This window comes from Geobacillus sp. G4 (assembly GCF_040327975.1).
Lineage (GTDB): Bacteria > Bacillota > Bacilli > Bacillales > Anoxybacillaceae > Geobacillus > Geobacillus thermoleovorans.
The window spans coordinates 47,825-70,683 of sequence record NZ_JBEPJY010000006.1 but is presented as its reverse complement, the minus strand read 5'-3'; the positions used below and the strand labels follow the sequence as shown (position 1 = coordinate 70,683).

Sequence of the window (22,859 nt, the reverse complement as noted above, 5' to 3'; positions counted from 1 at the left end):
TCCTCTCCACCTTACATCAACGAAATTGTGCTTGCTGTCAATGAACAAAACTTGACAGCGCAGCGATTGTACTTGACTGCCGGTTTTATCGACAGCGGACGGCGGCGCGAAGGCAAAAAGGGACGGCAACTGTTGCTCTACTATCCGCTTTCTGCAAACTATATAGATGCAACGAAATCGTTTAACATATCCTTGACGGAAAAGTGACTCATCCATTTTTGACTGTCGAAGGCAAGCCATAGGCTTGCCTCCGTCACGCTAAGGCGTGACGGAAGACCGAACAACGACTCGCTTAAAGACCCATTCATGGGTCTTTAAGCGGTGTTGTTCGGTCACTCGACAGTCGGATGAAATGACCGGTAAAAACGAAAAATGTTAAAGCTTTAAATTGCATCAGAAATACCAAACCAAAAACATTCCTCTCCTGTTTAGCAGAGAGGAATGCTTCTCTTCCCATGACAGGCAAGGAGCAGTGAAGCCAACGGCCCTCGCTTTTTCGCCGATGCGCCGTCCGCTTAATCAGCGAATAAATCGGATGACAAATACCGCTCGCCGGAATCGGGCGCCATGCAAAGGACGCGGGCGCCTTTGGGGAGCTGTTTCGCCACTTTGATGGCGTAATAGGCACTGGCAGCGGCCGAAGCGCCGACCAAAATGCCTTCCTTCGCCGCCAGTTCGCGCGCCATCTGTTGGGCATCCTCATCTTTGATCAAAAAAATGTCATCATAAATCGAGCGATTTAAAATTTTCGGGATAAACCCCGGACCCGTGCCGGGAATTTTGTGCGGCCCCGGCTTGCCGCCCGACAACACAGGCGAACCGTACGGTTCAACGACGTAAATGCGCAAATTCGGGATGCGTTTTTTCAGCTCCTCCCCTGTTCCGGTCACCGTCCCGCCGGTGCCGGCGGTTAACACGAACGCATCGAGCCGTCCATCAAACGCTTCATAAATTTCCACCGCTGTTGTATGCCGGTGTGCATCCGGATTGGCCGGATTTTCAAACTGCATCGGAATAAAGCTGTCAGGGATTTCGCCAGCAAGCCGGTTTGCCTCATCGATCGCCCCTTGCATCCGCTTCTCCGCCGGCGTCAAATAGACTTCGGCTCCGTACGCCTTTAAAATTTTCACCCGTTCGACCGTCGCATTGTCGGGCATCGTAATGATGCAACGGTAACCTCTGGCGGCGCACACCATGGCCAGGCCGATGCCGGTGTTGCCGGACGTCGGTTCAATGATCGTGCTTTTTCCCGGTGCAATTTTCCCTTCCGCCTCGGCGCGGCGGATCATTTCCCAAGCGGGCCGGTCTTTGACGCTGCCGCCCGGATTGAACGATTCAAGCTTCATATACACATCCGCGCCGTCCGGGTCAGGAAGACGCTGCAACTTTACAATCGGCGTGCCGCCAATCAAATCTAAAATCGAGTCATACAATTTCACGATCGTCCCCAACCTTTAGCAAAATATTTGTTTGCCTCATTCATTATAAATGATTTTTCTTTTTTCGTTCAAACAGTCTGTCCCGCCCGCAGCACCAGGCGTTTTTGGATCGTTTTTCGCAAAAGGACGTTCGTTTGGCCGGACCGATTGCGATTTTTCCCCTGTTCTAGTCCGATATTCCCCCTTATAATAAAAAATAAATGATGGAAAGCGAGGTGGCTTTTTTGGCATCTGCGGCACAGCAGCTCGTCACCCATTTAGAAGCCCATTTGCCGAACTTTCTCGCCTATTGGCGGCAACATATGAAAATTGCCGACGATGACAAATACATCGATCATGTCGAACAAAACGGCTTAGCAGTGTTTGAGCTGGTCAAAGAAGCGCTGTTGCGGTCGCTATCTAGCGAGACGGTCGAACGGTTAGCCAACAAAATCGCGAAAGAACGTGCGGAAATGAATGTCGGCATCGGCGCTCTCGTCTACAACGTCAACCTTGGGAGGCGGCTCGTCATCAACCACGCGCTCGCCGCGCCGCTGCCGGTCGACGAGCTGTCCCCGCTCATCGACCATTTGAACGAGCTGTTTGACCAATTTCTGTTTCATGCCATCACAAAATACAATGAGTTAAAGGAAAAAGAACTGCATGAAAAAAACGCGCTCATTGCCAGATCGCATCAAGACCGGCTGACGCTGCTTGGGCAAATGTCATCGAGTTTTGTCCATGAGTTTCGCAATCCGCTTACGGCTATTATTGGTTTTATTCAATTATTGAAGTTTGAGCATCCGCATCTTCCTTATTTAGACATTATCGACCATGAGTTGCAGCAGCTGAAATTTCGCATTTCGCAATTTTTGCATGCCTCACGCAAAGAAATTGTTGAAAGCGAAAAAGAAACGTTTTCGCTGTACCAGTTGTTGGAGGAAATTATCGAGTTTTTATACGCCACGATCGTCGACAGCGATGTCGACCTTTCGGTGGCGATCGATGAATCCATACATATATTTGCCTATAAAGATCAGCTGCGCCAGGTGCTGGTAAACATTTTGCTCAACTCGATCGAAGCGGTGAAAGAGAGGGAAAAACCGCGGCGGATCAACATCGCCGCCCGTTGCCAAGACGGAAGCATCATCATCGAAATCGCCAACAACGGTCCGTCAATTCCAGCCGACATTGTGGAAACGATTTTCGAGCCGTTTTTTACAACGAAAAAACTCGGAACCGGCATCGGCCTGTACATTTGCAAAAAAGTGATCGAAGACCACGGCGGGGATATCTGCTGTTCTTCCGACGACAACATGACGACGTTTTCCATCCGCCTCCCTGCATGACGAACAGCGAAAATGGGCAAGATGGATGAAAAAAGGTGATGCCGATGAAAACGTCTTGGAAAAGCTGGTTGGAGCAGGCGGCAAGTGCCATCCGCGAATGGCTCGAGCGGGAAATGCATTCGTTCGCCGAGCTCGCTGCGTTCATCCGCCATCATCCAGATACCCTGCGGTCAGAACGCACATGGCTTGGCTTGACGTACCGGTTCTACTCGCTCACGATAAACGGAGTGTCATTGAAAATGGAAACGAAAGTCGCCCGCGAAGGCAAGGAGCGCATTCTCTTTTTATCGGTCCATGCTCCGCGTACGAAAGCCGCTGTCTACCGCGCCTATGACGAAGACGGCGATTTGGCGGACATCATCGCCACTCCGCCGCTGTCCCAAAAAACCGCACCGGTTTGACCACGGTGCGGTTTTTTCATCATCATTTCGCGAAAAAGCCCCGCTTCCAAGCGAAACGAAAGCAGGAAGAAAGGTCAACCTTGCATGCCCTGCAGCCATTCTTGGTAACATTCCGGACAAAGCGTTTCTTCGCGTTCTTCGCCATTCGTATGGAACGATACGTAATGCACCTTGTCATCGCACTCGCACTGACAGTAAAAACATGTTTCGCTCATCGCTTTCCCTCCCTTGCCTATTAGTGTGAGCCGTCTTATAACAGCGTTGCAAGGGAACTATTCCCAGCGGCATGAGCGCAGAATAAACGACGCTCGATGCGGTCAGCGCGAGGTGAGCGACAACAAATAGTCCAATACCGCCTCTTGCTCTTCCTTCGTAAATCCGGCTTGACGGTCGATCCAATAACGGTGCCCGGCGCCGGTCACATGCACCGTCCGCAAGTCGGAGTCCTTGGCGTTGGCGGCGATGACGCGCTCGCGCCACGTCCGGTCGATCAGCGCCCGCAGACTGTTGCGCGCATCAGGGGCGATGCCTTTTTGAACGGTGCCCGAAAGCCCGAGCTCACCGTTCGGCCCAACCGCCACGCCGCCATCATGCAAGTATGGAGCGCTCCAAGCGAGCCCGATCAGGCTCGGCACTTTATACCCTCCCGGTGAATCGCCATGAGCAAAGGAGAGCCGGATTTGTTCTCGGTCTAACTGATCAGTTGGCACTTTCAACACTTTCGCCCCTTTTGGAATCGGCACCGGCGTGTCAGGAGCGTACAACACCGGCTCTCCAAACACTTTTTCTGTTTTCTTCAGCGCTTTCGCCCGCGACGGCTCGGTGCCCACTACATCAGCAGCGATGACTCGGTTGTTCGTCAAATACGCCCCGGCATGGCAGCGGATGCAACCGGCGCGGACAAACACCTCTCTTCCTCTCGCCGCCCGCTCCTCGCTGATCCGTTCATTTGGCGGCGGCGGATTGAGCGTATTTTGCCAAGCGGCCACGGCATTGTTTTGCTCATTGAACCGATAACCCGGCTCGCTGACGATCAACCCATCTGGAGCGACGAGCGATACTTTCGGAAACTGCGGCGGCGCGACAAACTGATTAACGCCGGCCGTTTTCGGCGTCGGGTCGACTTTCGCGAAAAAGGCGGACGGTTTCTCCTTTGTCGTCGGCTGATAGCGAAACCGCGGATGGGCGGCGTTTTGCAAAATCGTGCCGAGATACACTTCTTTATCAATGCCAAACAGCGCATCGCTAATTTCCGCCTGCGCGAGCGAATCGGCATTTTGCGCGTGCACGTTGTTGCTGAAAGCAGCCAAGCCATGGAATGAGCCGGCGGCGGCAAAGCCGCTCCACCCGTACGGATGGTCGCCGCGTGTAAACGAATCCGGAATTTGCGCCGGATTCGCTTTCATATCGATCGTCGAATCAAAATTGCCGCGCGGCCAGCTGGCAAAAATGCGATCCACGTCCCGCTCAAGCAGCTCCGGATCCGGCAGCGCCGCTTTGCGCCCGTGCGAATCGATGATCGTCCGATCGAACGAGCGGATATATTTTTTCAGCGAGCGGATATTGGCATGAGTAAAATAAGCGCTCGAATTCGTCGCCAACGCCATGAGCATTCCGGCATTCAAATCGTTGTTCGGCGCCCCTTCCACCACTTTTTTGGTCACTGGATCGACGGTCGCATGGCAGGCGGCGCAGCTGATGCCGACGCGCATGCGGCCGCCGTCGGTGACGATCGGCATCCCGAGCGGCAAGTATGACCCTTTGGGCACGTCGATGCCCGTGTCGATCAACTCGCCTTTTTTATATGTGCGGCCGCCGATCGTCACATCTTCGGCAAGCGGCACGCGCAAATTCGTCGTCCCTTCTCCTTTTAATGCGACAATAGCTTTGGCCATATTGGCAAGCGTCAGCGGCCCGTCGACAATACCCATAATGTCGGTCAAAAACACTTCATTGCCGAACGTTTCTTTATAAAACACCTCCTTGCCGAGACGAAGCAACCGGTCATCGACGACAACCGCCCCTTCCTCTTTTTGCAAATGCTCGTTTCTAGCCGACAACGCTTGGATGCGGCGGTCATCCGCTGCGATCCATCGCCCCCACACATCGATTCCAGTCTGTTTGCTCGCTTCATACGGCGCAATATCGCTCCCATCCGGCACAAACGCATACTCGCCTCGGCGCAAAAGAAGAACGGCCCCGGCAACCAAAAGAAGGAGAACAGCAACGCTTAGCACAATGAATGTTTTTCTCACCCGTTTCCCTACCTCCTTCATAAAGCGGATTGCGCCCATAGTATGCCCCGCTCTAGGCAAAACTTGAGCGCGCGGACTCCTTCTTTTCCCCATTGTCGCGATCGTTCAAAGCGCCACGACCCGCTTTTCCCATCATTCCCCACCCATACTGCAAACAGCCGGACACATACTATGTCACGGAAGGTGGTGAGAAGAATGAACGCGGCAGGAACACACGAAACGCTTGAGCTGCACGAACTGCTTATGTTTAAAAGCACCTGTCTTGCCAAAAGTGCCGCCATGCAGCAAATGGCAAGCGATCCACAATTGAAATCGCTCATTCAACAAGACATGCAAAAGACACAGCAGCACATCCGCGACTTGCAAAACTTGCTGTCATAAGGACAAAAGGAGGGACAACGATGCAGGCAACGATGACACCGACCGGCGTATTGAACGATCAAATGATCGCCGCTGATTGCCTGATCAGTGCGAAAAACGCCATTAAAGGATGCGCGATGGCCATTGCCGAAGCTTCCACCCCAGAAGTGCGCAACACGTTAAAGCAACATTTGAATGACGCGATCACATTCCATGAACAGATCAGCCAATATATGGTCAACAAAGGGTACTACCATCCGACGAACGTTCAAGAGCAGCTGCGCCTCGATCTGCAAGCAGCGCAGCAAGTGCTGTCTAGATACAATCAAAACGTTTAACATATCTTTGACAGAAAAGCCGCTTATCTATTTTTCGACTGTCGAGGGCAAGCCACAGGCTTGCCCCCGTCACGCCTTGGCGTGACGGAAGACCGAACAACCATCCGCTTCTCAGACCCATACATGAGGCTGAAAGCGGCGTTGTTCGGTCTCCCGACAGTCGATCAAATGCTCGGCAAAAGCCGCAAATGTGAAAACTTCAAATTGCATCTGTATGCAATCGGTCGGCCGCTGAAGAAGAAAATGGGATTTCACCATGGCAAAAGGTGAATCCCATTTTTCATGATTTGTCCGTCAATCGCCCATCCTAACAACAAAGGAGGTGAACAGCGTGAAACGCCGATACCGAATATGGGCCGCGGCCAGCGCGGTTGTTGCTCTACTCGTTGCCGCAGCCGTCTTGGGGCGACCGGCTCCAGAAGAAAACGCCCCGGCTCCACCGCGGCTGAAGCCGTTTGACGCCGAGGTCGCACCCACCCATCCAACCGTTGTCGCCTTAGACAGCTTAAGCGCAGGCGAGCAGCTGAAACAGCAGTTGAACAAGCACCCGCGCATTCGGGAAATCCTCCATAATCGCCGCGGTGACCGAAGCCATTATTTCGCCAATGAGATCGTGGTCCGCTTTCGGGCATTGCCATCGGAAAGCCGTCTTCAACAAATGGAGGCAGCCATCGCCGGCCAGTTCATCAAGCAGGTCGACCACGTGTTTGTATTCCGCTCGCGCGAGCAAACGTATGAGGAAATGCGCCGCTATTTCCGCTCTCTTCCAACGGTTGATTATTGCGAACCGCACTACATTTACATGCAAAATGAGTGGAACAAGCCGGCGCCGGTGCCGAACGATTCGTTTTACGCCCGCTACCAGTGGAACTTGCCGGCCATTCATACCGAAGACGGCTGGACGCTGTCGCGCGGCAAGCGGAATGTGCCTGTCGCCATCATCGACAGCGGAGTCGATTTGACCCATCCCGATTTAACCCGCCGCCTTCTGCCCGGATATAACGTATTGGCCGACGACCGCTCTCCGAATGACGAAAATGGCCATGGCACCCATGTCGCCGGCATTATCGCCTCACAGCCGAACAACGGCGAAGGAGTCGCCGGCATGACATGGTTCAACCCGATCATGGCCGTCAAAGCATTAAATGCGGACGGCTATGGAACGAGCATTGATGTAGCGAAAGGAATCCGCTGGGCGGTCGACCACGGGGCAAAAGTCATCAACTTAAGCCTTGGCAACTACCAACCGTCCTCGGTGCTTGAGGAAGCGATCCGCTACGCCGACGCTCATGATGTCGTGCTTGTCGCCGCTTCCGGCAACGACAGCACGTCGCAGGCGAGCTTCCCAGCCGCTTATCCAGAAGTGATCAGTGTTGGCGCTGTCAACCCGGATCTTTCCTATGCGCTTTATTCCAACTACGGCGACTATGTGGATGTCGTCGCGCCTGGAACGAACATTGCCAGCACGTTTGCCGGCCACCGGTACGCCGCCCTTTCCGGCACGTCGATGGCCGCGCCGCACGTCACCGCACTCGCCGCTTTGATCCGCTCCGTCAACCCGCGGCTTTCGAACGATGAAGTGCGCGACATTATTCTCGAAAGCGCTGACGATTTGGGAGAGAGAGGAAAAGATCCGTATTACGGCTATGGGCTGATTAACGTCTACCGCGCGCTCGAGCTGGCTAAGCAATAACCGATGCTCCTTCCGCCAATGATTGGGGAACTCGTCGCTGGGAAAGGTCAAACGGACAAAATTCTCATCTCCTGTGCGAACGATGTTAAAACTCCCCCACAGCATAAATCAGCAAACAGCCGGAAACGGCGCCTTCGGTGCCGCATTCCCATAGAGGAGCGCCTATCTGCTGAAACGAAAAACGATGGGGATTCGGGCTATACCCCCATCGTTTTTTCGCACGTCAACATCGTCGTCACCGCTCCGACGACCGTGACGACGACAAGCGAGTGGACAAACGGCACTGAGTCGATGATCATGCTCCCAGCTGAAATAATGCAGGCGTCAATGACAAAAATGATGATCCCGACGTTCCAGTTCGTCCATCTAGCGATAAACTGGGCGAGCAGGTCGGTCCCGCCCGTGCTCGTCTCCTCGCGCAGCATCAAGCCGATGCCCGCGCCGACCAGCACCCCGCCGATGACCGCGCTCAAAAGCGGATCCAACACCACCACGCCGCGCAAAACGGACAATACGTCAATCATCCATGAGGAAAATAAAAGTCCGTGCAAGCTGTTGTAAAAAAACGGGCGGTAGTAAAACCATGCGGCTGCATAAAGCGGAACGCTTAAGACGATCATCGTCAACCCAGCCTGAACGTGCCACACGTATTTGGCGATCAGCCCGAGCCCGATCATCCCCCCATCAAGCAAATGGTGAGGGACTAAAAAGACGTTGATGCCAACGCCAAGAAGCAGACTGCCGACAATCACCGCCGCCATTTTTTTGATCATCACGAAACCCCTCCGCCACGGCTTATCCCAACGAGCCAACATGCCTCCATATATATGTATATGGCGCCCCTTGACAGAGCTTGTCTCTTTTTTGCCGCATCGCGGAGGAAATGGCTGGTCACGGACGAAATGCAAAAATAAGAGGCCAGGCCTCTATGCCCAACCTCTTATTTTTGCGCTTTTGTCGTCTCGTCATCGTCGATGATGCCTTTTGTCGCATTCTTAAATTCGCGCAGCGTTTTCCCGGCCGCTTGTCCTAACTCCGGCAGCTTTTTCGGCCCGAAAATGAGCAAAGCGAAAAAGACGATGAGCGCAATTTCTCCAAAGCCGATGTTCATGTTTGTCACTCCAATGTTCAAGCGTCGTTTCTTGAATCATTATACCATAGAAGAACAGACAGTGTCATCGTCTTTCCCTTGACAAAACGGCGACAATTTGCACATCTCTCATTGTTCCTCAAGCAGTCGCACCGGTACGTCTTGTTCGTGTTCCGGCTCATCGGTGAAATAAACGCGAGCCATTTCGCGCTCATCATCGACGTGCTGAATCACCACTTGTTTCCCTTTATACATCACCGGAACGATCTCCCCGGCTTCAGCCATTCGCTTCGCCCGCAACAGTTCCATTTACTCCCCTCCTTTCGCACTGTCTTCCGCCTGTGCCCGCAAGCTTTTCCAAAACAACTCGTCGTTGCAGACAATCTCATGAAGCTCGCCTTCGTCTCCTTTGGCGTTGATGATTTCAAGCAACTGCGTCATATCGCCTATTTCGCGCCGATCGTTTTTCACCGAATCATCACCTTTCTTTGGCAAACTGATGACAGCGGACATCCCATCGCTTCGTTTCCTGCGTTGACTCCCTCAAAAAGAAGGAGTATGATTCGAATTGGTGTGTACAGAAAGGAGGAAACACTATGAAGGAGCGGGACTATTATTTTGACAACGCAAAATGCGCGCTCATGCTCCTCGTCGTGTTTGGCCACTTTCTGCGCCCGTACATTGATGACGTCTTATGGGTGCACAGCTTGTATACGTGGATTTTCTTTTTCCACATGCCGGCGTTCGTTTTCATTTCCGGCTATTTCGCAAAAAAATTCCACGAGCACGGCTACTTGCAAAAGATCACGAAAAAATTGCTCATCCCGTACGTTCTGTTCCAGCTGGTGTATTCGATCTACTATTTCTTCCTGTATGACAAACAGTCGCTGGAACTTGACTTATTGACCCCGCATTGGAGTTTATGGTTTTTGCTCAGCCTGTTTAGCTGGAACGTGCTGCTGTTATGGTTCGGCCGGCTGCCAAAGCGGATCGCATTGCCGATGGCGCTTCTTTTCGGCCTTGCCGGCGGGATGATGGAAGTGGAAAAATGGCTGAGCTTGTCGCGAACGCTCACGTTTTTCCCGTTCTTTTTGCTTGGATTTTTCTTTCAAAAGTCGGCGATCGAGCGCTTGTTTGCCGCCCCAGTGCGCCTCGTTTCGCTATTCGTGCTTGTTGGCATGTTTTTCGTCATCCATTTCGGGTTTCCGGATTTGCCGCAAGATTGGCTGTACGGCTCGAAATCGTACGATACGCTCGGCGTCTCGGAATCAGCCGGCATTGCGAGCCGCCTCGCCATTTATGGGGCGAGCCTGCTCATGATGTTTGGCTTTCTGTCGCTCATCCCGAGCCGTCGCTTCTCCTTTTCCGTGCTCGGGGCGCGCACGTTTTACATCTATATCTTGCACGGGTTTATTTTAAAATATTTGCACGAGACGCCATTCCCAGACTTTATTATGGATGTGCACGGCTATCCGCTTCTGCTTGCACTGTCGGTTGCCATGATGCTCATCCTTGGAAGCAAGCCGGTCGTCCGGCTCGTGCGGCCGCTGTTGGAATGGCGATGGCCGAACTGGCGGCAGACAACGACCTAGCAGTCAAAAAAGAAGGTGTCCCGAAATATCAACGGGACACCTTTTTCCATTTATGGCGCTTTGCCTACAAGTGGAAACCGACTTTTTCATTCAGCGCGTGCGGGCTGCCCGCACCGCTTCCGCTAAGGCGGCGGTCGCCGCCTTTGGCGACGGAGCCGAAGCGATGGCGCTGATGACGGATACTCCATCCGCCCCGGCTTCCACAACGGTTTTGGCGTTCGCAGCCGTAATGCCGCCAATGGCGACGATTGGAATGGTGATGCCGGCTTCGCGCAAGCGGCGGAGAACATCCGGTCCTTGCGCTTCCTTTGCATCCTCTTTCGAACTGGTCGGGTAAATCGGGCCGACGCCGAGGTAATCGGCGCCCGCCTCAACGGCCGCCATCGCTTCTTCGACGTTGTGCGCTGAGACGCCCAAAATTTTATCGCCGATTTTTTCCCGCACGCGCCGCGCGTCCTCATCGTCTTGACCGACATGGACGCCGTCGGCATCAATGGCGAGGGCCAGCTCGACGTCATCGTTGACGATAAACGGCACCCCATAAGCGCGGCAAAGGCGCTGCAGCTGCCGGGCGAGCGCCTCTTTGTCCGCCCCTTTTAAAGCGCCCGGCCCTTTTTCGCGGAATTGAAACAACGTCACACCGCCGTCAAGCGCTTCTTTCAGCACATCGGCGGCCGGACGTTCGCTGTTTTGGCTTCCCATAATGAAGTAAACAGCCAGCCGCTCCTTCATTTCGCCGCTCGCGATGCGCACCATCGTTCTCACTCTCCATATTGGCGGTACGCCCAATGGTTCGTCGGCCCATGGCCTTGGCCGATGCCGAGCGGGTGGGCAATCGCCGATTGCACAAACGCCTTCGCCGTCGCGACAGCGTCGACAGGATGCCGCCCTTTCGCCAGCTCAGCGGCGATCGCCGCGGCAAATGTACACCCGGTTCCGTGCGTATGGCGCGTGTCAATTCGCTTGCTTTTAAAATAGGAAAATTCGCTGCCGTTATACAGCAAGTCGACGGTTTCTTCGCCATCATCGTCATGGCCGCCCTTCACGACGACATAGCGGGCGCCCATCCGGTGGAGGAGGCGCGCGGCTTCGCGGCGGTCATCCATCGTGCGGATGACAACGCCTGTCAACGCTTCCGCTTCTGGAATGTTCGGTGTAATGACAAGCGCCATCGGCAGCAGCTCTTCTTTCAGCGCGGCCACCGCTTCCTCTTGCAACAGCGGAGCGCCGCCTTTGGCGATCATCACCGGGTCGACGACCAGCCGCTCCCATTTATGTTTTTTCACTTGTTCAGCAACCGTACGAATGATCTCGGCACTAAAGAGCATGCCGGTTTTCACCGCATCCGCGCCTAAATCGGCGGCCACCGATTCGATCTGGGCGGCGACTGCTTCCGCCGAGAGCGGATAGACTCCTTGCACGCCAAGGGTGTTTTGCGCCGTCACCGCCGTGATCGCTGACATGCCAAAGACGCCGAGCTCCTGGAACGTTTTCAAGTCAGCCTGAATGCCGGCGCCGCCGCCGCTGTCCGACCCGGCAATCGTCAACGCTTTGTACACCATCGTGTTTCTCCTCCCCTTTTACCGTTGTTCCACCCGGCCATGCCGTTTGACATCATCGACGCTTGTATACGCCAACGCGTCCAAAAACGCCGTCTGGAAGCTGCCCGGTCCGCGCTCCCCGGCTTTGGCCGCCGCCTGCTCCGCTGCGACGCCGTAATACACAAGCGCAGCCACCGCCGCTGCCGCCGCATCGCGCTCAACGGCCGCAAACGCTCCGATGACCGATGTCAGCAAGCAGCCCGCTCCGGTCACTTTCGTCAACAACGGATGGCCGTTCTGAATAAGATACGTCGTCTGTCCGTCCGCAACGACGTCCTCTTTTCCAGTAATCGCGACAACGGCGCCGAGCTGCTCCGCCGCCCGTTTGGCCAACGCCACTCGATCGCCGCTGCCGCCGCCGGCATCGACTCCTTTAATCGTCCACGCCTCACCAATCATATTGGCGATCTCCGCCGCATTGCCACGGATCACGGCAAGCTTGACTTGTTCCGCGATGCGGCGCGCCGTCTCCGTCCGGTAGCGCGTGGCCCCGGCCCCGACCGGGTCGAAAATGACCGGCACGCCGGCTTCATTGGCTGCCTGGCCGGCGACAAGCATCGCTTCCACCTCTTTGTCATTCAACGTCCCAATATTGAGGACAAGCGCTCCAGCGAGCTTCGCCATCTCGCCCACTTCCTCTTTCGCATACGCCATCACCGGTGAAGCGCCAAGCGCAAGCAATCCATTCGCCGTCCAATTCGTCACAACGACATTCGTGATATTATGGACGAGCGGATTCTCCTCTCTTACCCGCTCGAGCAGTTCCGCCCATTCATGCCAATTGGCCATTTCCGGTTTCTCCCCTTTCCAAGCCCTTTCGCCGGCCATACACTGGCTTTCGCCGTACTTTCGGCCAATAGAATGATCCATTCTCCCCATCCATCAGTCTACTCTTTCTTTTTTTGAATTGCAAGACAAAGAAAAAAGGCGGCCGCCAAAGCGCACCTCCCTTTTTGTTCCATTACGAACGCGTCCATTCGGCCGCCCCTCCCTCTTCGGACGGCGCCGCCGGCGACAGCCGCTGCGGCAGCGGCCAATTCCACAAATCCAAATCGATGATATAGCGCGGCCGCCGTTTTGTTTCTTTGTAAATTTTTCCAATATATTCACCAATCAGCCCGAGCGCCATCAGTTGCAACCCTCCTAACAGCCAAATGGACGTAATGAGCGACGTCCAACCCGTTTCCGTATGCCCGACCCATTTGAGGAAAAGAAAATAGGCGCCAAACATCAAGCTGACGACAAACGAGAGAAACCCAACGAGCGAAATGAAACGGATCGGGGTGACGCTGAACGACGTCACGCCGTCAAGCGCAAAGGCGATCATTTTTTTCAGCGGATATTTCGTTTTCCCGGCCAGCCGCTCTTTTCGGTCATAATAAACCGTCGCCGACCGAAAGCCCAAAAGTGGAACGATGCCGCGCAAAAACAAGTTCGCTTCCCCGAACTGTTCAAGCGCGTCCACAGCGCGCCGGCTCATAAGGCGATAGTCGGCGTGATTGTAAACGAGATCGACGCCAAACGCCTTCATCAACCGATAAAACCCTTGCGCCGTATGGCGCTTGAACCATGTATCGGCATCGCGCCGCCGGCGCACGCCGTAGACGATGTCATAGCCTTCACGAAACTTTTGCACAAATTCCCGAATCGCCGCTACATCATCTTGCAAATCGGCGTCGATCGAAATGAGGCAATCGGCATGCCTTTTCGCGGCGAACAGCCCAGCAAGCAGCGCGTTTTGGTGGCCGGCGTTATGCGCCAGTTTCAGCCCTTTCACTTCCGGGTGACGCAAACTCGCTTTGTATATGATCTTCCATGTGTCATCACAGCTGCCGTCATCGACGAACAAAAGCGCGCTGTTGGATGAAATGAGCTGCTCTTCAATCAATTGTTCGCGCAACTCCCGTAAGCGGCGGATCGTCTCCGGCAGCACCTCTTCTTCGTTGTAACACGGCACAACAATAGCCAACGTCGGTTCGAACATGTCACCTTCCTCCCTCCGGCACGACTTTGTATAAATAGATGGTCCACGCGGACTCTTTGGAACGGAACACCCGCTCAAGGCGCAAGGCGTTTTCGTCGGCATTTTCAATCGGCAGCGCTGAAAAAATGTAGCGCCCGCCCATGTTATAAAACACGTTTGTGTTCAATTCCAAGCTGCGAATCGTCCGCTTCGAGTTTTTCTGAAACATATACCGCTTGCCGAGCTCATCGACGAACAAATAGCAGCGCCCGCCCCATTCATCGAAATACTCGCGCAGTTTTTTGTTTTTCGCAAGCTCCTTGGCGATGATGCGGCGAAACCGATGCTTGTATTCGAGCGGATAAAAGTTGTTGTACGTATCGAGTGTGTAAAAGCCGTTGTATTGAGCGATCGCCGGGTGGATGCCGATGCTGGCGACACGGTATGTATGCACCGGGCGGCCGATATAGCGGCGAATGGCGGCAAACTGCTTTTCCGCGTAAAACTCGCGAAACGACGGCTTGTCGCGGTAGACGATTTCCTCATTGCATAAAGCAAGCACGACAAGCTGCAAGACAATGGCCGCCGCACCGACCGCCCGCCACCTTCGGCCTTCCTGCCAAAAAATTTTCAGCGCCAGTGCAAACAAGACGTAAATCACCATTGGCCGCAAAAAATGGTAGCGGGCGAAATTGAACTTATCGAGCAAATCAAACCGTTCGGTGAGCGGCAGCCATCCTTTGTAAAACCAAAACGCATACCATGTCGACAGCGCGAAGTTCAACCCGTGCAAAATCAAAAACAGTTTCTCCCGCCGCCAGCTTTTCCGCTTCCATACAATGTACAAGGCAACGAGCGTCACCGGTAAAATGACGAGCCCATGCACGGTCATGACGTGGGTATGGCCGAGCACATAGTTTTTGAACGTCAGCCGGATGACGCGCCAAAGCGGCAGACGGGCGTGGAAATATTCGTCGCGGCTTGTCGGCTCATTGGAAAACAAGAGCGAATGGACAAGCCGGTAATCGACCGCCAAATAGAGCATCGTCATATAGACGATGGCCGCCAAAAACCGCCAATTCCAACCCTTGCCGCGGATGACATCAATGAGCCACCAAATCCCAAGCGCGCTCAAGAAAAAGAAAAATCCAAGCACGAAGCTCGAATAGAGCGGCAAAAGCGTCAACACCGCCCAGTTCACCCATGAACGCTCGCCGCCCCGAATGTTTAAAAACGCCCAAAGCGCAAGCGGCATCCCGAGCGTACTTAACATTCCCGATGGCCAAAACGGCGTCAAGGCAAACGTCAACGAAGAGCCGATGCGAATCCATCCCCAGCGCTCGCCCGGCAGCACATGTTTTCGCAGCAGCAAATACATGCCGATGAACGCCAATACGCGGGTTGCGGCTTGACTGAGCCCATAGGCGTAAATGGATGGAAACAGGGCGTGAAGCCAAACGATGCCGCTGAATTCTGTGCCGAACGCGTTGCGCGGCAGGCCGTTGATGATTTGCGGAATGACGCCATCGACCGGTCCGAACAGCTCACCGCTTCGAGTGAGCACCTTATACCAGGCGATGTTCGAATCCAAATTGTCGTGGACGCGCATATGCGCATCCTCGCCAAGCACAAAATACGGCGACACGTACAAGGCGATGACAACGAAAGAGAAGATCAGGATTCGCTTTTCGATGGCCGGCACCTTTTCTCCCCCTTTCGCCCGGCTCTTGTCTTTCTTTATTGTTCAACCCAACAGGAAAATTATTCATGAGAATGGAAAAAAACGGACCCCTGTCCAAACAAAAAACCGCCGTCGGCCGGATGAAGCCGGATGACGGCGGTTTTCTATTCGTCTATTTACCTTTCGATCAGCCTTTTGCATGCAACACAACGTTGCCCAAAAAACTGGTGATGGAACGAAAAAACGCGCGAACCATGGAGATTTCGCTCTTGAACGCTCTCCCACCTACGCTCACGCGTGGAAGTGGGGGTTTTCTCGGTTTAGGATGATAAACAACCGCTTTTCCGCGCGTTCGCAACAACGATTTTGCAGAAAGCGCGGTTTTTACCGACCTTACAAACGGCGTCAAGCCGAGAACAGCGCCGCCGGATTGCCGATGAACATTTGCTCAAGCACTTCGTCCCGGATTCCTTCATTTTTCAGCGCGGGAATGAGGTTCACAAACAAATGCTCGACATGCCAATTTTTCATCATTTCCGCAAACGGTTCCGGCAGCGTAAACGGACGACCGAGCCAAACGTTGACAGTGTCATGCGACAGCATAATTTGTTTCTCGTACCCATCGCGGAGCAGAGCAAGGAGCGTCCGCACCCGCTCCTCATCGGTCGGCGCGCCGACCATCCCTTGGATGCCGAAGCGGTCAAACGCAATGTAAACGCCGTAAGCAAGCGTCTTTCGATGATAGTCCGGGTCCGTGTTGCCGCACATATGGCCGATGACAATTTTTTTCGGATCGGCGCCGTGCTCAAGCAAATAGGCGGCTTGTTCCGGCCCCATCGTTCCTTCTTGCGTATGGGTGATGATGACCGCACCCGTCTCTTTTTGCGCGCGGGCGGCAGCGCGGAAGAACATCTTTTCGTACTCAGTAATGCGCCCTTTGCTCGAGGCGAGCTTGATGACACCCGCCTTGATTCCGGTATCGGCAATGCCCTCGGTCAACTCGGCCATAAACATGTCGTAAATGTCATCTTCTGCTGTTCCGAGAAGCCGGCGGAATTGGAAGTACGGCGGCGCCCCTTCCCCTTCATAATAATAGCCGGTGGCGCAAATAATGTTCAGCCCCGTCTCTTCAGCGACGCGCCGCAAAAACGCCGGGTTGCGCCCGCAATCGTTCGGCGTCGGATCGACAACCGTTTGAATGCCGTGCCGCTTCATCTTTTCCGCCGCCTCGACTGCGACGCGAAGCGACTCGTCTTCACGGAACGTGCCGCGCGTCACATCGCCTTGAAACCCTGGATAACCGAAGAGGAAATGCTCGTGGATGAGCGTTTTGCCAAGCTGTTCCACCGGCACCGGCCCGCATACCGTTTCTACCATCTCCGCCATCAGTTGTTCACCCCTTTCCCCGCTTTTTCATACTCCTCTTCCTGCAGTTTCCGCCAAAGCAGCTTGCCGCTTGACGTCATCGGCAACGATTTGCGGAATTCAACGAGGCGCGGATATTTGTACGCCGCCATTTGCGTTTTCGCCCATTCGATGATCTCCTGTTCCGTCACTTTGCCGACATACTCGTCATGAAGGACGATAAACGCCTTCACCGTTTCGCCGCGGCGCGGATCCGGCACGCCGACAACGCACGCCTGCTGAACAGCCGGATGTTTGTACAAAAGCGACTCGACTTCGGTCGGCCACACTTTGTATCCAGAAGCGTTGATCATCCGTTTGACGCGGTCGACGATGAAAAAGTAGCCTTCCTCATCCATCCGCCCGATGTCGCCGGTGCGGAAAAACCGCTTGCCGTCGAGCTCGATGAACGCTTCTTCCGTTTCTTTTTCACGCCGGTAATAGCCGCGGAACACTTGCGGGCCACAAACGATGATCTCCCCGACTTCGCCGACGCCAAGCTCCCGCCCCGTCGCCGGGTCGATGATGCGCGCGTCGACGTCAAACGACGGAACGCCGAGACATTGCAATTTCGGCCGGTCCGGCGGATTGAAATGCGTCTGCGAAATCGTCTCCGTCAGCCCGTAGCCTTCAAAATAACGGACGCCGGTGAGCTGGAACAATTTTTCCCCGACCGCTTCCGGAAGCGCCGCTCCGCCGCCGGAAATGCTCGAAAGCGAGGAAATGTCATACCGGCCAAGCGCCGGGTTGGCCAAAAAGTCGATCAGCATCGTGCTGATGTTCACCCAATGCGTGCAGCGGTGCAATTCAATCAGCCGGGCGGCCGCGTCCCGATCCCAGCGCGTCATCAACACCATGGCGGCGCCGGCGAAAATCGGCGTATGCATGCTATGGACCATCCCCGTGACATGGAAAAACGGCAGCGTCGCCAACGCGACCGAATCGCTCGTCACATCGCCCCAGTGGTAGGCGCCGACGATGTTGGCGTTCACCGTCCGGTGCGGGTGGATGCAGCCTTTTGGCACCCCGGTCGTCCCGGATGTGTATGGCAAGACGGCGATGTCATCAACATGGCCGTTGTATGGAAGCGGCGGCAATTGGGCGCCGAGGCAGTCCGCCCATAAAAGAATGCGCTCATCCCCAATGGCCCGCCGCGGCGCCGCCACTTCAGCCGGAAGCGAAACCGGCGATTCATCGGAAGCATAATCAGAATAAGCGGCGACGATGATTTGTTCCAACGCCGTTCGTCCAAGGAGCGGGGCCGCTTTGTCAAGCAGCTCCTGCCCAACGATGGCGACTCTCGTTTCGCAATCATTGACGTAAAAGGAAAGCTCCTCTGAGGTGTTCATCGGATTGATCGGCACGACGATCGCTTCAGCGCGCAAAATGGCATAGTAGGAGATGACAAACTGCGGAGAATTTTGCATGTACAATAGAACGCGGTCGCCCGGTTTGACGGACAGCTTTTGCTGCAAATAGCCGGCCAACGCGTTGACGTCATCAAGCAGCTCTTTGTACGAGTACGCAGCTCCGTAATAATAGATCGCCGTTTTGTTCGGGTAGCGCTTTGCCGTTGTTTCCAAATGGTCGACCAGCGTCGTCTCCGGCACAGCCAGCGTTTTCGAGAGTCGTTTCGGCCAATACGGGTAATGTCTCGTATTCATTCCGCCCCCTCCTCCTTTTCACGCGATCGTTCAATGCGGCAACCGCCGCGCAAGCAGCATTGGACAGTTTTTTTACTGACCAGTTGGTATATAGCCGGTTGTCTTTTATTGTACACGCTTTCATAAATACTTTCAATAATTTTCTGAATATACAAAACAAAAAAACACACCGCCTACAACAGGCGGCGCAGCACCGGCACACACGCCGACGTCGAAGCGACGATGAAATCTGCATCCCCTTGTTTCGCCAAGCCATAGGTGTCGACCAACATCGTCCGGCAGCCGAGCCGACGGGCCGGAGCGATATCATTGCCAACATTGTCCCCTACGCAAAGCATTTGTCGGTAATCGACGCCAAAACGCGCCCGAATGGCTTCCAAATGGGCGGCCGTTTTAATCGGTTTGGCAGCTTGGAAAATTTTATGGTGAAATACATCCGCCAACCCCAGCTTCCGCAAAATGGATTCGCTGTCCGGCTCCGGACTGTTCGTCATCAACACAAGCGCCGCTTTTTTACGCAACTCGGTGAGCGTCTCCGCCAACCCCGGCGCCCCGTTCATTTTGAATTCCGGCCCCATCATCCATTCGCGCGTCTTCAAAAATGCCGCATATGTATCCGCATTAGCCAATCCGTAATGGCGGCCGATCGAGCTTGGAACCCACCAAAGGTCGCCGATGCTGAAAAAGCGGTCCAAGTCGACCGCCACCGGCTTCGTGTAAACCGTTTCGATCTCCAGCTTCGTCAACGGCTCGCCGCTCCAGCGGCGAGCTTCGCGAACATTTCCTTCTTCGAGCTGTAAAATCAAATCTTCCTTTGTATCGTACACAACGCCGATGCGAAGCGGATGGCGTCCGGCGAGCACCGCGCGGTAATCGTTCCAAAACCGCGGCCGGTCTGTTTCACAAAGCCGTTTGGCCACCTGCTCGGCGTAATAATCAAAATGCCCCGTTTCCTCGTATAGTGTTCCGTCCAAATCAAAGACGATCGCTTTGATGTCTGCTCCGTGCATACTGTTTCCCCTTTCTTGGCCCGTCACCGTTTGCTTGTCCGCTTTTGGTTGATGAACGAACGCAAATATGGCAAAATATGATTCTAGAAGGCCGGTGAATTAATGGGGCATAGACTTCCCTCATGTCGAATTTTGGAGGCCATTCTCCCCGCCATTTGGCGCCAAAGGACGGAAGGACGAGCAGGACTTCCTGCTCCAAATTCCGGTTTTGCGCACGCCAAAGAGCCGGTCCCCCCTCGTTTTTTTCGAAACCGGCACAATCGCTTCAGATTTTGCACGACGGCGGTCAACAGCGCCTGTTCTTCCATGGCGTAAAGACCCCGGCTTCGGGCCCGGTCCAGCCCATGACATTCCTTCCCTTCGGCGAACACATGCTCACAACGCGTGCGAAGGGCTTGAATGGATCGATAGCCGCCCTGTTGCTGAATGAGCCTCGCTTGATTGCGAATCTGAACGTCTCGGACTTTCGCCTGGCGCTTTGCTTCCTGAGCGGGATTCTTCGCCCGGCGCTTCCAGGTTGGAATCTCCTCCATCTCCTTGCGGCGCAGCGACACGAGCGGTGTGATGCCTTGAACGAAGATCGCTTCCAGATACTCGGTGGTGCCATACGCTTTGTCCGCGGACAAGGTCCGAATCGTGATCGACGGATGGCGAAACCGAATCGAGGCCAGCTGCTCCAAACTCGTCTCCCGCTCCGCCGTTCCGGTGGCCACGCTCGCTTTTCGAGATAAAATGACGCGCGACTGGACATCGATGACGTCGTGCACCAGATACCGAGGATACGCTTCCTGTCCTTTGCCTTTCTTGTACAGCCGGGCATCCGGATCCGTCACGCTTCGATGGGTTTGGTTGGAAAACCTGATTCCACGGAAGTTTCCTCGTTCTTCGGCATGGACGCGTTCCCCTGATTTTGGAGACGGAGAAGGCGGGTCGTCATCGGGATTCCGGTCCGCATCCGGGGACTCGGTCTGTTCATCTTCCCGGGCGGTGCGGGCGAGGTAGTCCTCCAACGTTTCCACCGGAGCGAGCTTGACTTCCCGCAAGCTGTGGATCGAAGCATTCGCCCGCACTTGAGTGCCGTCAGCCGCCGCATGCACATCCGGCGAGACCAACCCCGCCGCGATGCATTGATCCACCACGTAGGTCATCAGCCGGTCAAAGATTCCATGTTGGCGCCAGCGTTTCCGCGTTTTGACGAGCGTCGTTCGATCCGGAAGCGTAGGATGATGAGGATCCGGATGAAGCACGGATTCAAAGTCGAGACCGCAAAACCACAAGTATCCGGCATGCATGGGGAGGATCTCATACAACTCCCGCTCAGAGTGATCAAACAAATACGAGAGCAGCATCAGGCGAAGCAGCCGTTCCGGATCCGCCGCCGGGCGACCCGTTTTTTCCGTGTACAGGGGAGCCACCCAATCGTGAATGACGGAAAAGTCGACGGCTTCGTTGATTTGGCGCAGGATATGGTGTGGGGGAACCAGGTCCTCCATGTCGATGACTTGAAACAGCCGAGGCTGAGTCGAAGGGTTTTTGGGGGCTTTCATCATCCATTCACGCTCCATTCCAACGATTTTTCTTCCTTTTTCGACACAAGCCACCTAAATCCCTGCCTCAGGGTGTACTTTTTCACCGGCCTTCTAGAAAAGCTTGCCATCATTTTGCAAAGAGGGGGGAACACATGATGAGATTCGTGATCTCGCTTGTCCTTTCCCTTGCACTCGTAGCCAGCTTTTCCTTTGACTCGCTCCGCCTGGCCGAAGCGGCAGCCAAAATCAAAACGTATCCAAACTGCACCGCGCTGAACAAAGATTATCCAGGGGGCGTAGCCCGCTCCTCCTCTGTCAAAAACAAAGGAGGAAAAACCAAATATAAGCCTTACGTATCGAAAGCATTATACGATGCCAATCAACGACTGGATCGAGATAAAGATGGGATCGCCTGCGAACGATAGTCTTTCGCCCTTTGTTCTCCATCTTGTTCAAAGCCAAAGGGCCAACCGAATCACCCTTTGGCTTTTGCTTTCTTCGAATGAGCGATCGCTCACACCGCCGTTTCCCTTCCTTTGCCCGAATCGCGGACATCTAAGAGAGCAGGCGGGTACGGGGCGAAGTACCGCTGTTGCAACAAATAATCGTTTTCTTCGCGAATGGCCCACGATTTCAAGACGCTTGTCACACTGCTGAGCGGCAGTTGCTGCGCCCGATATTGCGCCAACAGTTCCAATACATATTGCTTTTCTTTCGCTGACATCTCCTTTTTGAAATAGCCCATCACATGTTGGCAAACATTGATATGGGAACGGCGTTGCGGAGCGCGGGCAAATAAGGCATGCAATCCCTGCTCATACAACTTCAGCACCTGCTCAACCGGAAGGCGTTCACGGTTCGCCACCAAGCGGCCAAGCTGCTTCAACCACGTTTGACTGTACGCCATAAATAAATATTTATGCTCAGAATGGAATTGCACGAGCGCTTTCATGGACCGCTCGGCTTTCACTTCACGAAATAAGGCGAGCGAAAACAACTTTGTCAAAAAGTGTTCGCGAATGGCTGCATTCGTCAAGCGTCCTTCTTCCTCAATAACCGCTTGGGGAAAGCGTTGAAATACATGATCGGCGAACAGCCCTGCTCCTTTCTCGATGACCATGCTGCTGTCAGCATTGCCATACACTTTTACATCTTTGATGCCACACGTCGGAGAACGGCTTTTTAAAATGAATCCATCAATTTCTTCGATTTGGTCGAAGAAGGAGGTGGCAAATGCCTTCATTTCCTTCGTCCAATCTCGATTTGTCGACGGCTGCACAAGCCGCTTTTCCTCGCCGTGTTTCACAAGCCGAACCGTCTCCCGCGGAACCCCAAGACCAATGGCCACTTCGGGGCATACAGGAACAAGCCGGGCAAACGCGGCTAAACGAGATATAAACGGATTGTGAATGATGTCGCCGTTATACCGGCAAGCGGAAAACCCGAGGCACTCGCTGACCACCACTGTTGGAATGGCGTAATGCATCTTTTTTCTCCTTTCTCGTTCCGTC

General features: G+C 54.3%; 25 protein-coding genes. 8 read left to right on the top strand and 17 right to left on the bottom strand.

Annotation, left to right across the window (positions count from 1 at the left end; translation table 11 throughout):
- Nucleotides 1-515: 515 nt before the first annotated feature.
- A complete protein-coding gene (gene cysK / locus ABS784_RS09090) occupies nt 516-1,439 on the bottom strand; it encodes a cysteine synthase A (protein ID WP_011231021.1) in 924 nt (307 codons plus the stop codon).
- A gap of 224 nt (nt 1,440-1,663) precedes the next feature.
- Between cysK and ABS784_RS09085 the strand changes: the two genes are divergently transcribed.
- Both ABS784_RS09085 and ABS784_RS09080 read left to right on the top strand, forming a co-directional pair.
- Nucleotides 1,664-2,767 carry a sensor histidine kinase gene (locus ABS784_RS09085; RefSeq protein WP_014195670.1) on the top strand — a complete coding sequence of 368 codons (1,104 nt, stop codon included), beginning with the start codon at nt 1,664-1,666 and terminating at the stop codon, nt 2,765-2,767.
- Between the two features lie 44 nt (nt 2,768-2,811).
- Nucleotides 2,812-3,168: a hypothetical protein gene (locus ABS784_RS09080; RefSeq protein ID WP_023634548.1), complete on the top strand. Its 357-nt coding sequence runs from the start codon at nt 2,812-2,814 to the stop codon at nt 3,166-3,168.
- A 74-nt stretch (nt 3,169-3,242) separates the two neighbouring features.
- On the opposite strand, the gene ABS784_RS09075 is transcribed toward ABS784_RS09080, so the two are convergent.
- Both ABS784_RS09075 and ABS784_RS09070 read right to left on the bottom strand, forming a co-directional pair.
- Nucleotides 3,243-3,383 (bottom strand): hypothetical protein, encoded by a 141-nt coding sequence (locus tag ABS784_RS09075; protein WP_020278855.1) that lies wholly within the window; start codon nt 3,381-3,383, stop codon nt 3,243-3,245.
- A gap of 102 nt (nt 3,384-3,485) precedes the next feature.
- Nucleotides 3,486-5,423, bottom strand: coding sequence for a hypothetical protein (locus ABS784_RS09070; RefSeq protein WP_011231016.1), 1,938 nt, complete (start codon nt 5,421-5,423; stop codon nt 3,486-3,488).
- A 195-nt stretch (nt 5,424-5,618) separates the two neighbouring features.
- Between ABS784_RS09070 and ABS784_RS09065 the strand changes: the two genes are divergently transcribed.
- The 3 genes from ABS784_RS09065 (at nt 5,619) to ABS784_RS09055 (ending at nt 7,814) form a co-directional block, all read left to right on the top strand.
- A complete protein-coding gene (locus ABS784_RS09065; RefSeq protein WP_011231015.1) occupies nt 5,619-5,804 on the top strand; it encodes a DUF892 family protein in 186 nt (61 codons plus the stop codon).
- A gap of 20 nt (nt 5,805-5,824) precedes the next feature.
- Nucleotides 5,825-6,121, top strand: a complete 297-nt coding sequence (locus ABS784_RS09060; protein ID WP_011231014.1) for a spore coat protein — start codon at nt 5,825-5,827, stop codon at nt 6,119-6,121.
- A gap of 331 nt (nt 6,122-6,452) precedes the next feature.
- On the top strand, nt 6,453-7,814 hold the full coding sequence (locus tag ABS784_RS09055) for a S8 family peptidase (RefSeq protein WP_011231013.1): 1,362 nt from the start codon (nt 6,453-6,455) through the stop codon (nt 7,812-7,814).
- A gap of 197 nt (nt 7,815-8,011) precedes the next feature.
- Here ABS784_RS09055 and ABS784_RS09050 read toward each other — a convergent pair whose 3' ends face one another.
- The 4 genes from ABS784_RS09050 to ABS784_RS09035 form a co-directional block, all read right to left on the bottom strand.
- Entirely contained in the window at nt 8,012-8,587 is a 576-nt protein-coding gene (locus ABS784_RS09050; protein WP_014195667.1) for a YitT family protein, read from the bottom strand.
- Nucleotides 8,588-8,754: 167 nt separating this feature from the next.
- On the bottom strand, nt 8,755-8,925 hold the full coding sequence (locus tag ABS784_RS09045) for a twin-arginine translocase TatA/TatE family subunit (protein ID WP_011231011.1): 171 nt from the start codon (nt 8,923-8,925) through the stop codon (nt 8,755-8,757).
- Nucleotides 8,926-9,033: 108 nt separating this feature from the next.
- Nucleotides 9,034-9,213, bottom strand: coding sequence for an H-type small acid-soluble spore protein (locus tag ABS784_RS09040; protein ID WP_011231010.1), 180 nt, complete (start codon nt 9,211-9,213; stop codon nt 9,034-9,036).
- Nucleotides 9,214-9,375: a hypothetical protein gene (locus ABS784_RS09035; RefSeq protein WP_011231009.1), complete on the bottom strand. Its 162-nt coding sequence runs from the start codon at nt 9,373-9,375 to the stop codon at nt 9,214-9,216.
- 125 nt (nt 9,376-9,500) lie between these two features.
- Here ABS784_RS09035 and ABS784_RS09030 point away from each other — a divergent pair, with 125 nt between their 5' ends.
- Nucleotides 9,501-10,496: an acyltransferase family protein gene (locus tag ABS784_RS09030; RefSeq protein ID WP_011231008.1), complete on the top strand. Its 996-nt coding sequence runs from the start codon at nt 9,501-9,503 to the stop codon at nt 10,494-10,496.
- 90 nt (nt 10,497-10,586) lie between these two features.
- Here ABS784_RS09030 and thiE read toward each other — a convergent pair whose 3' ends face one another.
- The 5 genes from thiE to ABS784_RS09005 all read right to left on the bottom strand — a co-directional run bounded on the left by thiE (nt 10,587) and on the right by ABS784_RS09005 (nt 15,762).
- Nucleotides 10,587-11,252, bottom strand: a complete 666-nt coding sequence (gene thiE, locus ABS784_RS09025; protein ID WP_352512225.1) for a thiamine phosphate synthase — start codon at nt 11,250-11,252, stop codon at nt 10,587-10,589.
- Between the two features lie 5 nt (nt 11,253-11,257).
- Nucleotides 11,258-12,058 carry a bifunctional hydroxymethylpyrimidine kinase/phosphomethylpyrimidine kinase gene (gene thiD, locus ABS784_RS09020; RefSeq protein WP_011231006.1) on the bottom strand — a complete coding sequence of 267 codons (801 nt, stop codon included), beginning with the start codon at nt 12,056-12,058 and terminating at the stop codon, nt 11,258-11,260.
- Between the two features lie 18 nt (nt 12,059-12,076).
- Complete coding sequence (gene thiM / locus ABS784_RS09015) at nt 12,077-12,886, bottom strand: hydroxyethylthiazole kinase (protein ID WP_011231005.1); 810 nt, start codon at nt 12,884-12,886, stop codon at nt 12,077-12,079.
- Between the two features lie 172 nt (nt 12,887-13,058).
- Nucleotides 13,059-14,081: a glycosyltransferase family 2 protein gene (locus ABS784_RS09010; RefSeq protein WP_023634543.1), complete on the bottom strand. Its 1,023-nt coding sequence runs from the start codon at nt 14,079-14,081 to the stop codon at nt 13,059-13,061.
- A gap of 1 nt (nt 14,082) precedes the next feature.
- Entirely contained in the window at nt 14,083-15,762 is a 1,680-nt protein-coding gene (locus ABS784_RS09005; protein ID WP_011231003.1) for a DUF6044 family protein, read from the bottom strand.
- A 65-nt stretch (nt 15,763-15,827) separates the two neighbouring features.
- Between ABS784_RS09005 and ABS784_RS09000 the strand changes: the two genes are divergently transcribed.
- Complete coding sequence (locus tag ABS784_RS09000) at nt 15,828-16,070, top strand: hypothetical protein (RefSeq protein WP_025039201.1); 243 nt, start codon at nt 15,828-15,830, stop codon at nt 16,068-16,070.
- 76 nt (nt 16,071-16,146) lie between these two features.
- Here the strand turns inward: ABS784_RS09000 and ABS784_RS08995 are convergent, their stop codons facing one another.
- The 4 genes from ABS784_RS08995 to ABS784_RS08980 form a co-directional block, all read right to left on the bottom strand.
- Nucleotides 16,147-17,127, bottom strand: coding sequence for a phosphotriesterase family protein (locus ABS784_RS08995; protein WP_062898584.1), 981 nt, complete (start codon nt 17,125-17,127; stop codon nt 16,147-16,149).
- Complete coding sequence (locus ABS784_RS08990; RefSeq protein ID WP_352512221.1) at nt 17,127-18,809, bottom strand: long-chain fatty acid--CoA ligase; 1,683 nt, start codon at nt 18,807-18,809, stop codon at nt 17,127-17,129. Before ABS784_RS08990 ends, ABS784_RS08995 begins: the two co-directional genes overlap by 1 nt.
- A 173-nt stretch (nt 18,810-18,982) precedes the next feature.
- A complete protein-coding gene (locus ABS784_RS08985; protein ID WP_352512219.1) occupies nt 18,983-19,819 on the bottom strand; it encodes an HAD family hydrolase in 837 nt (278 codons plus the stop codon).
- 83 nt (nt 19,820-19,902) lie between these two features.
- On the bottom strand, nt 19,903-21,384 hold the full coding sequence (locus ABS784_RS08980) for a transposase (protein WP_352512352.1): 1,482 nt from the start codon (nt 21,382-21,384) through the stop codon (nt 19,903-19,905).
- A 119-nt stretch (nt 21,385-21,503) separates the two neighbouring features.
- Here ABS784_RS08980 and ABS784_RS08975 point away from each other — a divergent pair, with 119 nt between their 5' ends.
- Nucleotides 21,504-21,773: an excalibur calcium-binding domain-containing protein gene (locus tag ABS784_RS08975; RefSeq protein WP_066233008.1), complete on the top strand. Its 270-nt coding sequence runs from the start codon at nt 21,504-21,506 to the stop codon at nt 21,771-21,773.
- Between the two features lie 89 nt (nt 21,774-21,862).
- On the opposite strand, the gene ABS784_RS08970 is transcribed toward ABS784_RS08975, so the two are convergent.
- A complete protein-coding gene (locus ABS784_RS08970) occupies nt 21,863-22,834 on the bottom strand; it encodes a YbgA family protein (protein WP_352512217.1) in 972 nt (323 codons plus the stop codon).
- Nucleotides 22,835-22,859 lie beyond the last annotated feature (25 nt).

Bases quoted from the DNA above. Each gene is read 5' to 3' on its own strand.
- ABS784_RS09080 (WP_023634548.1), top strand. From the start codon at position 2,812: ATGAAAACGTCTTGGAAAAGCTGGTTGGAGCAGGCGGCAAGTGCCATC.
- ABS784_RS09075 (WP_020278855.1), bottom strand. From the start codon at position 3,383: ATGAGCGAAACATGTTTTTACTGTCAGTGCGAGTGCGATGACAAGGTG.
- ABS784_RS09065 (WP_011231015.1), top strand. From the start codon at position 5,619: ATGAACGCGGCAGGAACACACGAAACGCTTGAGCTGCACGAACTGCTT.
- ABS784_RS09060 (WP_011231014.1), top strand. From the start codon at position 5,825: ATGCAGGCAACGATGACACCGACCGGCGTATTGAACGATCAAATGATC.
- ABS784_RS09050 (WP_014195667.1), bottom strand. From the start codon at position 8,587: ATGATCAAAAAAATGGCGGCGGTGATTGTCGGCAGTCTGCTTCTTGGC.
- ABS784_RS09045 (WP_011231011.1), bottom strand. From the start codon at position 8,925: ATGAACATCGGCTTTGGAGAAATTGCGCTCATCGTCTTTTTCGCTTTG.
- ABS784_RS09040 (WP_011231010.1), bottom strand. From the start codon at position 9,213: ATGGAACTGTTGCGGGCGAAGCGAATGGCTGAAGCCGGGGAGATCGTT.
- ABS784_RS09030 (WP_011231008.1), top strand. From the start codon at position 9,501: ATGAAGGAGCGGGACTATTATTTTGACAACGCAAAATGCGCGCTCATG.
- thiE (WP_352512225.1), bottom strand. From the start codon at position 11,252: ATGGTGCGCATCGCGAGCGGCGAAATGAAGGAGCGGCTGGCTGTTTAC.
- thiD (WP_011231006.1), bottom strand. From the start codon at position 12,058: ATGGTGTACAAAGCGTTGACGATTGCCGGGTCGGACAGCGGCGGCGGC.
- thiM (WP_011231005.1), bottom strand. From the start codon at position 12,886: ATGGCCAATTGGCATGAATGGGCGGAACTGCTCGAGCGGGTAAGAGAG.
- ABS784_RS09010 (WP_023634543.1), bottom strand. From the start codon at position 14,081: ATGTTCGAACCGACGTTGGCTATTGTTGTGCCGTGTTACAACGAAGAA.
- ABS784_RS09000 (WP_025039201.1), top strand. From the start codon at position 15,828: ATGAGAATGGAAAAAAACGGACCCCTGTCCAAACAAAAAACCGCCGTC.
- ABS784_RS08995 (WP_062898584.1), bottom strand. From the start codon at position 17,127: ATGGCGGAGATGGTAGAAACGGTATGCGGGCCGGTGCCGGTGGAACAG.
- ABS784_RS08990 (WP_352512221.1), bottom strand. From the start codon at position 18,809: ATGAATACGAGACATTACCCGTATTGGCCGAAACGACTCTCGAAAACG.
- ABS784_RS08985 (WP_352512219.1), bottom strand. From the start codon at position 19,819: ATGCACGGAGCAGACATCAAAGCGATCGTCTTTGATTTGGACGGAACA.
- ABS784_RS08980 (WP_352512352.1), bottom strand. From the start codon at position 21,384: ATGGAGCGTGAATGGATGATGAAAGCCCCCAAAAACCCTTCGACTCAG.
- ABS784_RS08975 (WP_066233008.1), top strand. From the start codon at position 21,504: ATGAGATTCGTGATCTCGCTTGTCCTTTCCCTTGCACTCGTAGCCAGC.
- ABS784_RS08970 (WP_352512217.1), bottom strand. From the start codon at position 22,834: ATGCATTACGCCATTCCAACAGTGGTGGTCAGCGAGTGCCTCGGGTTT.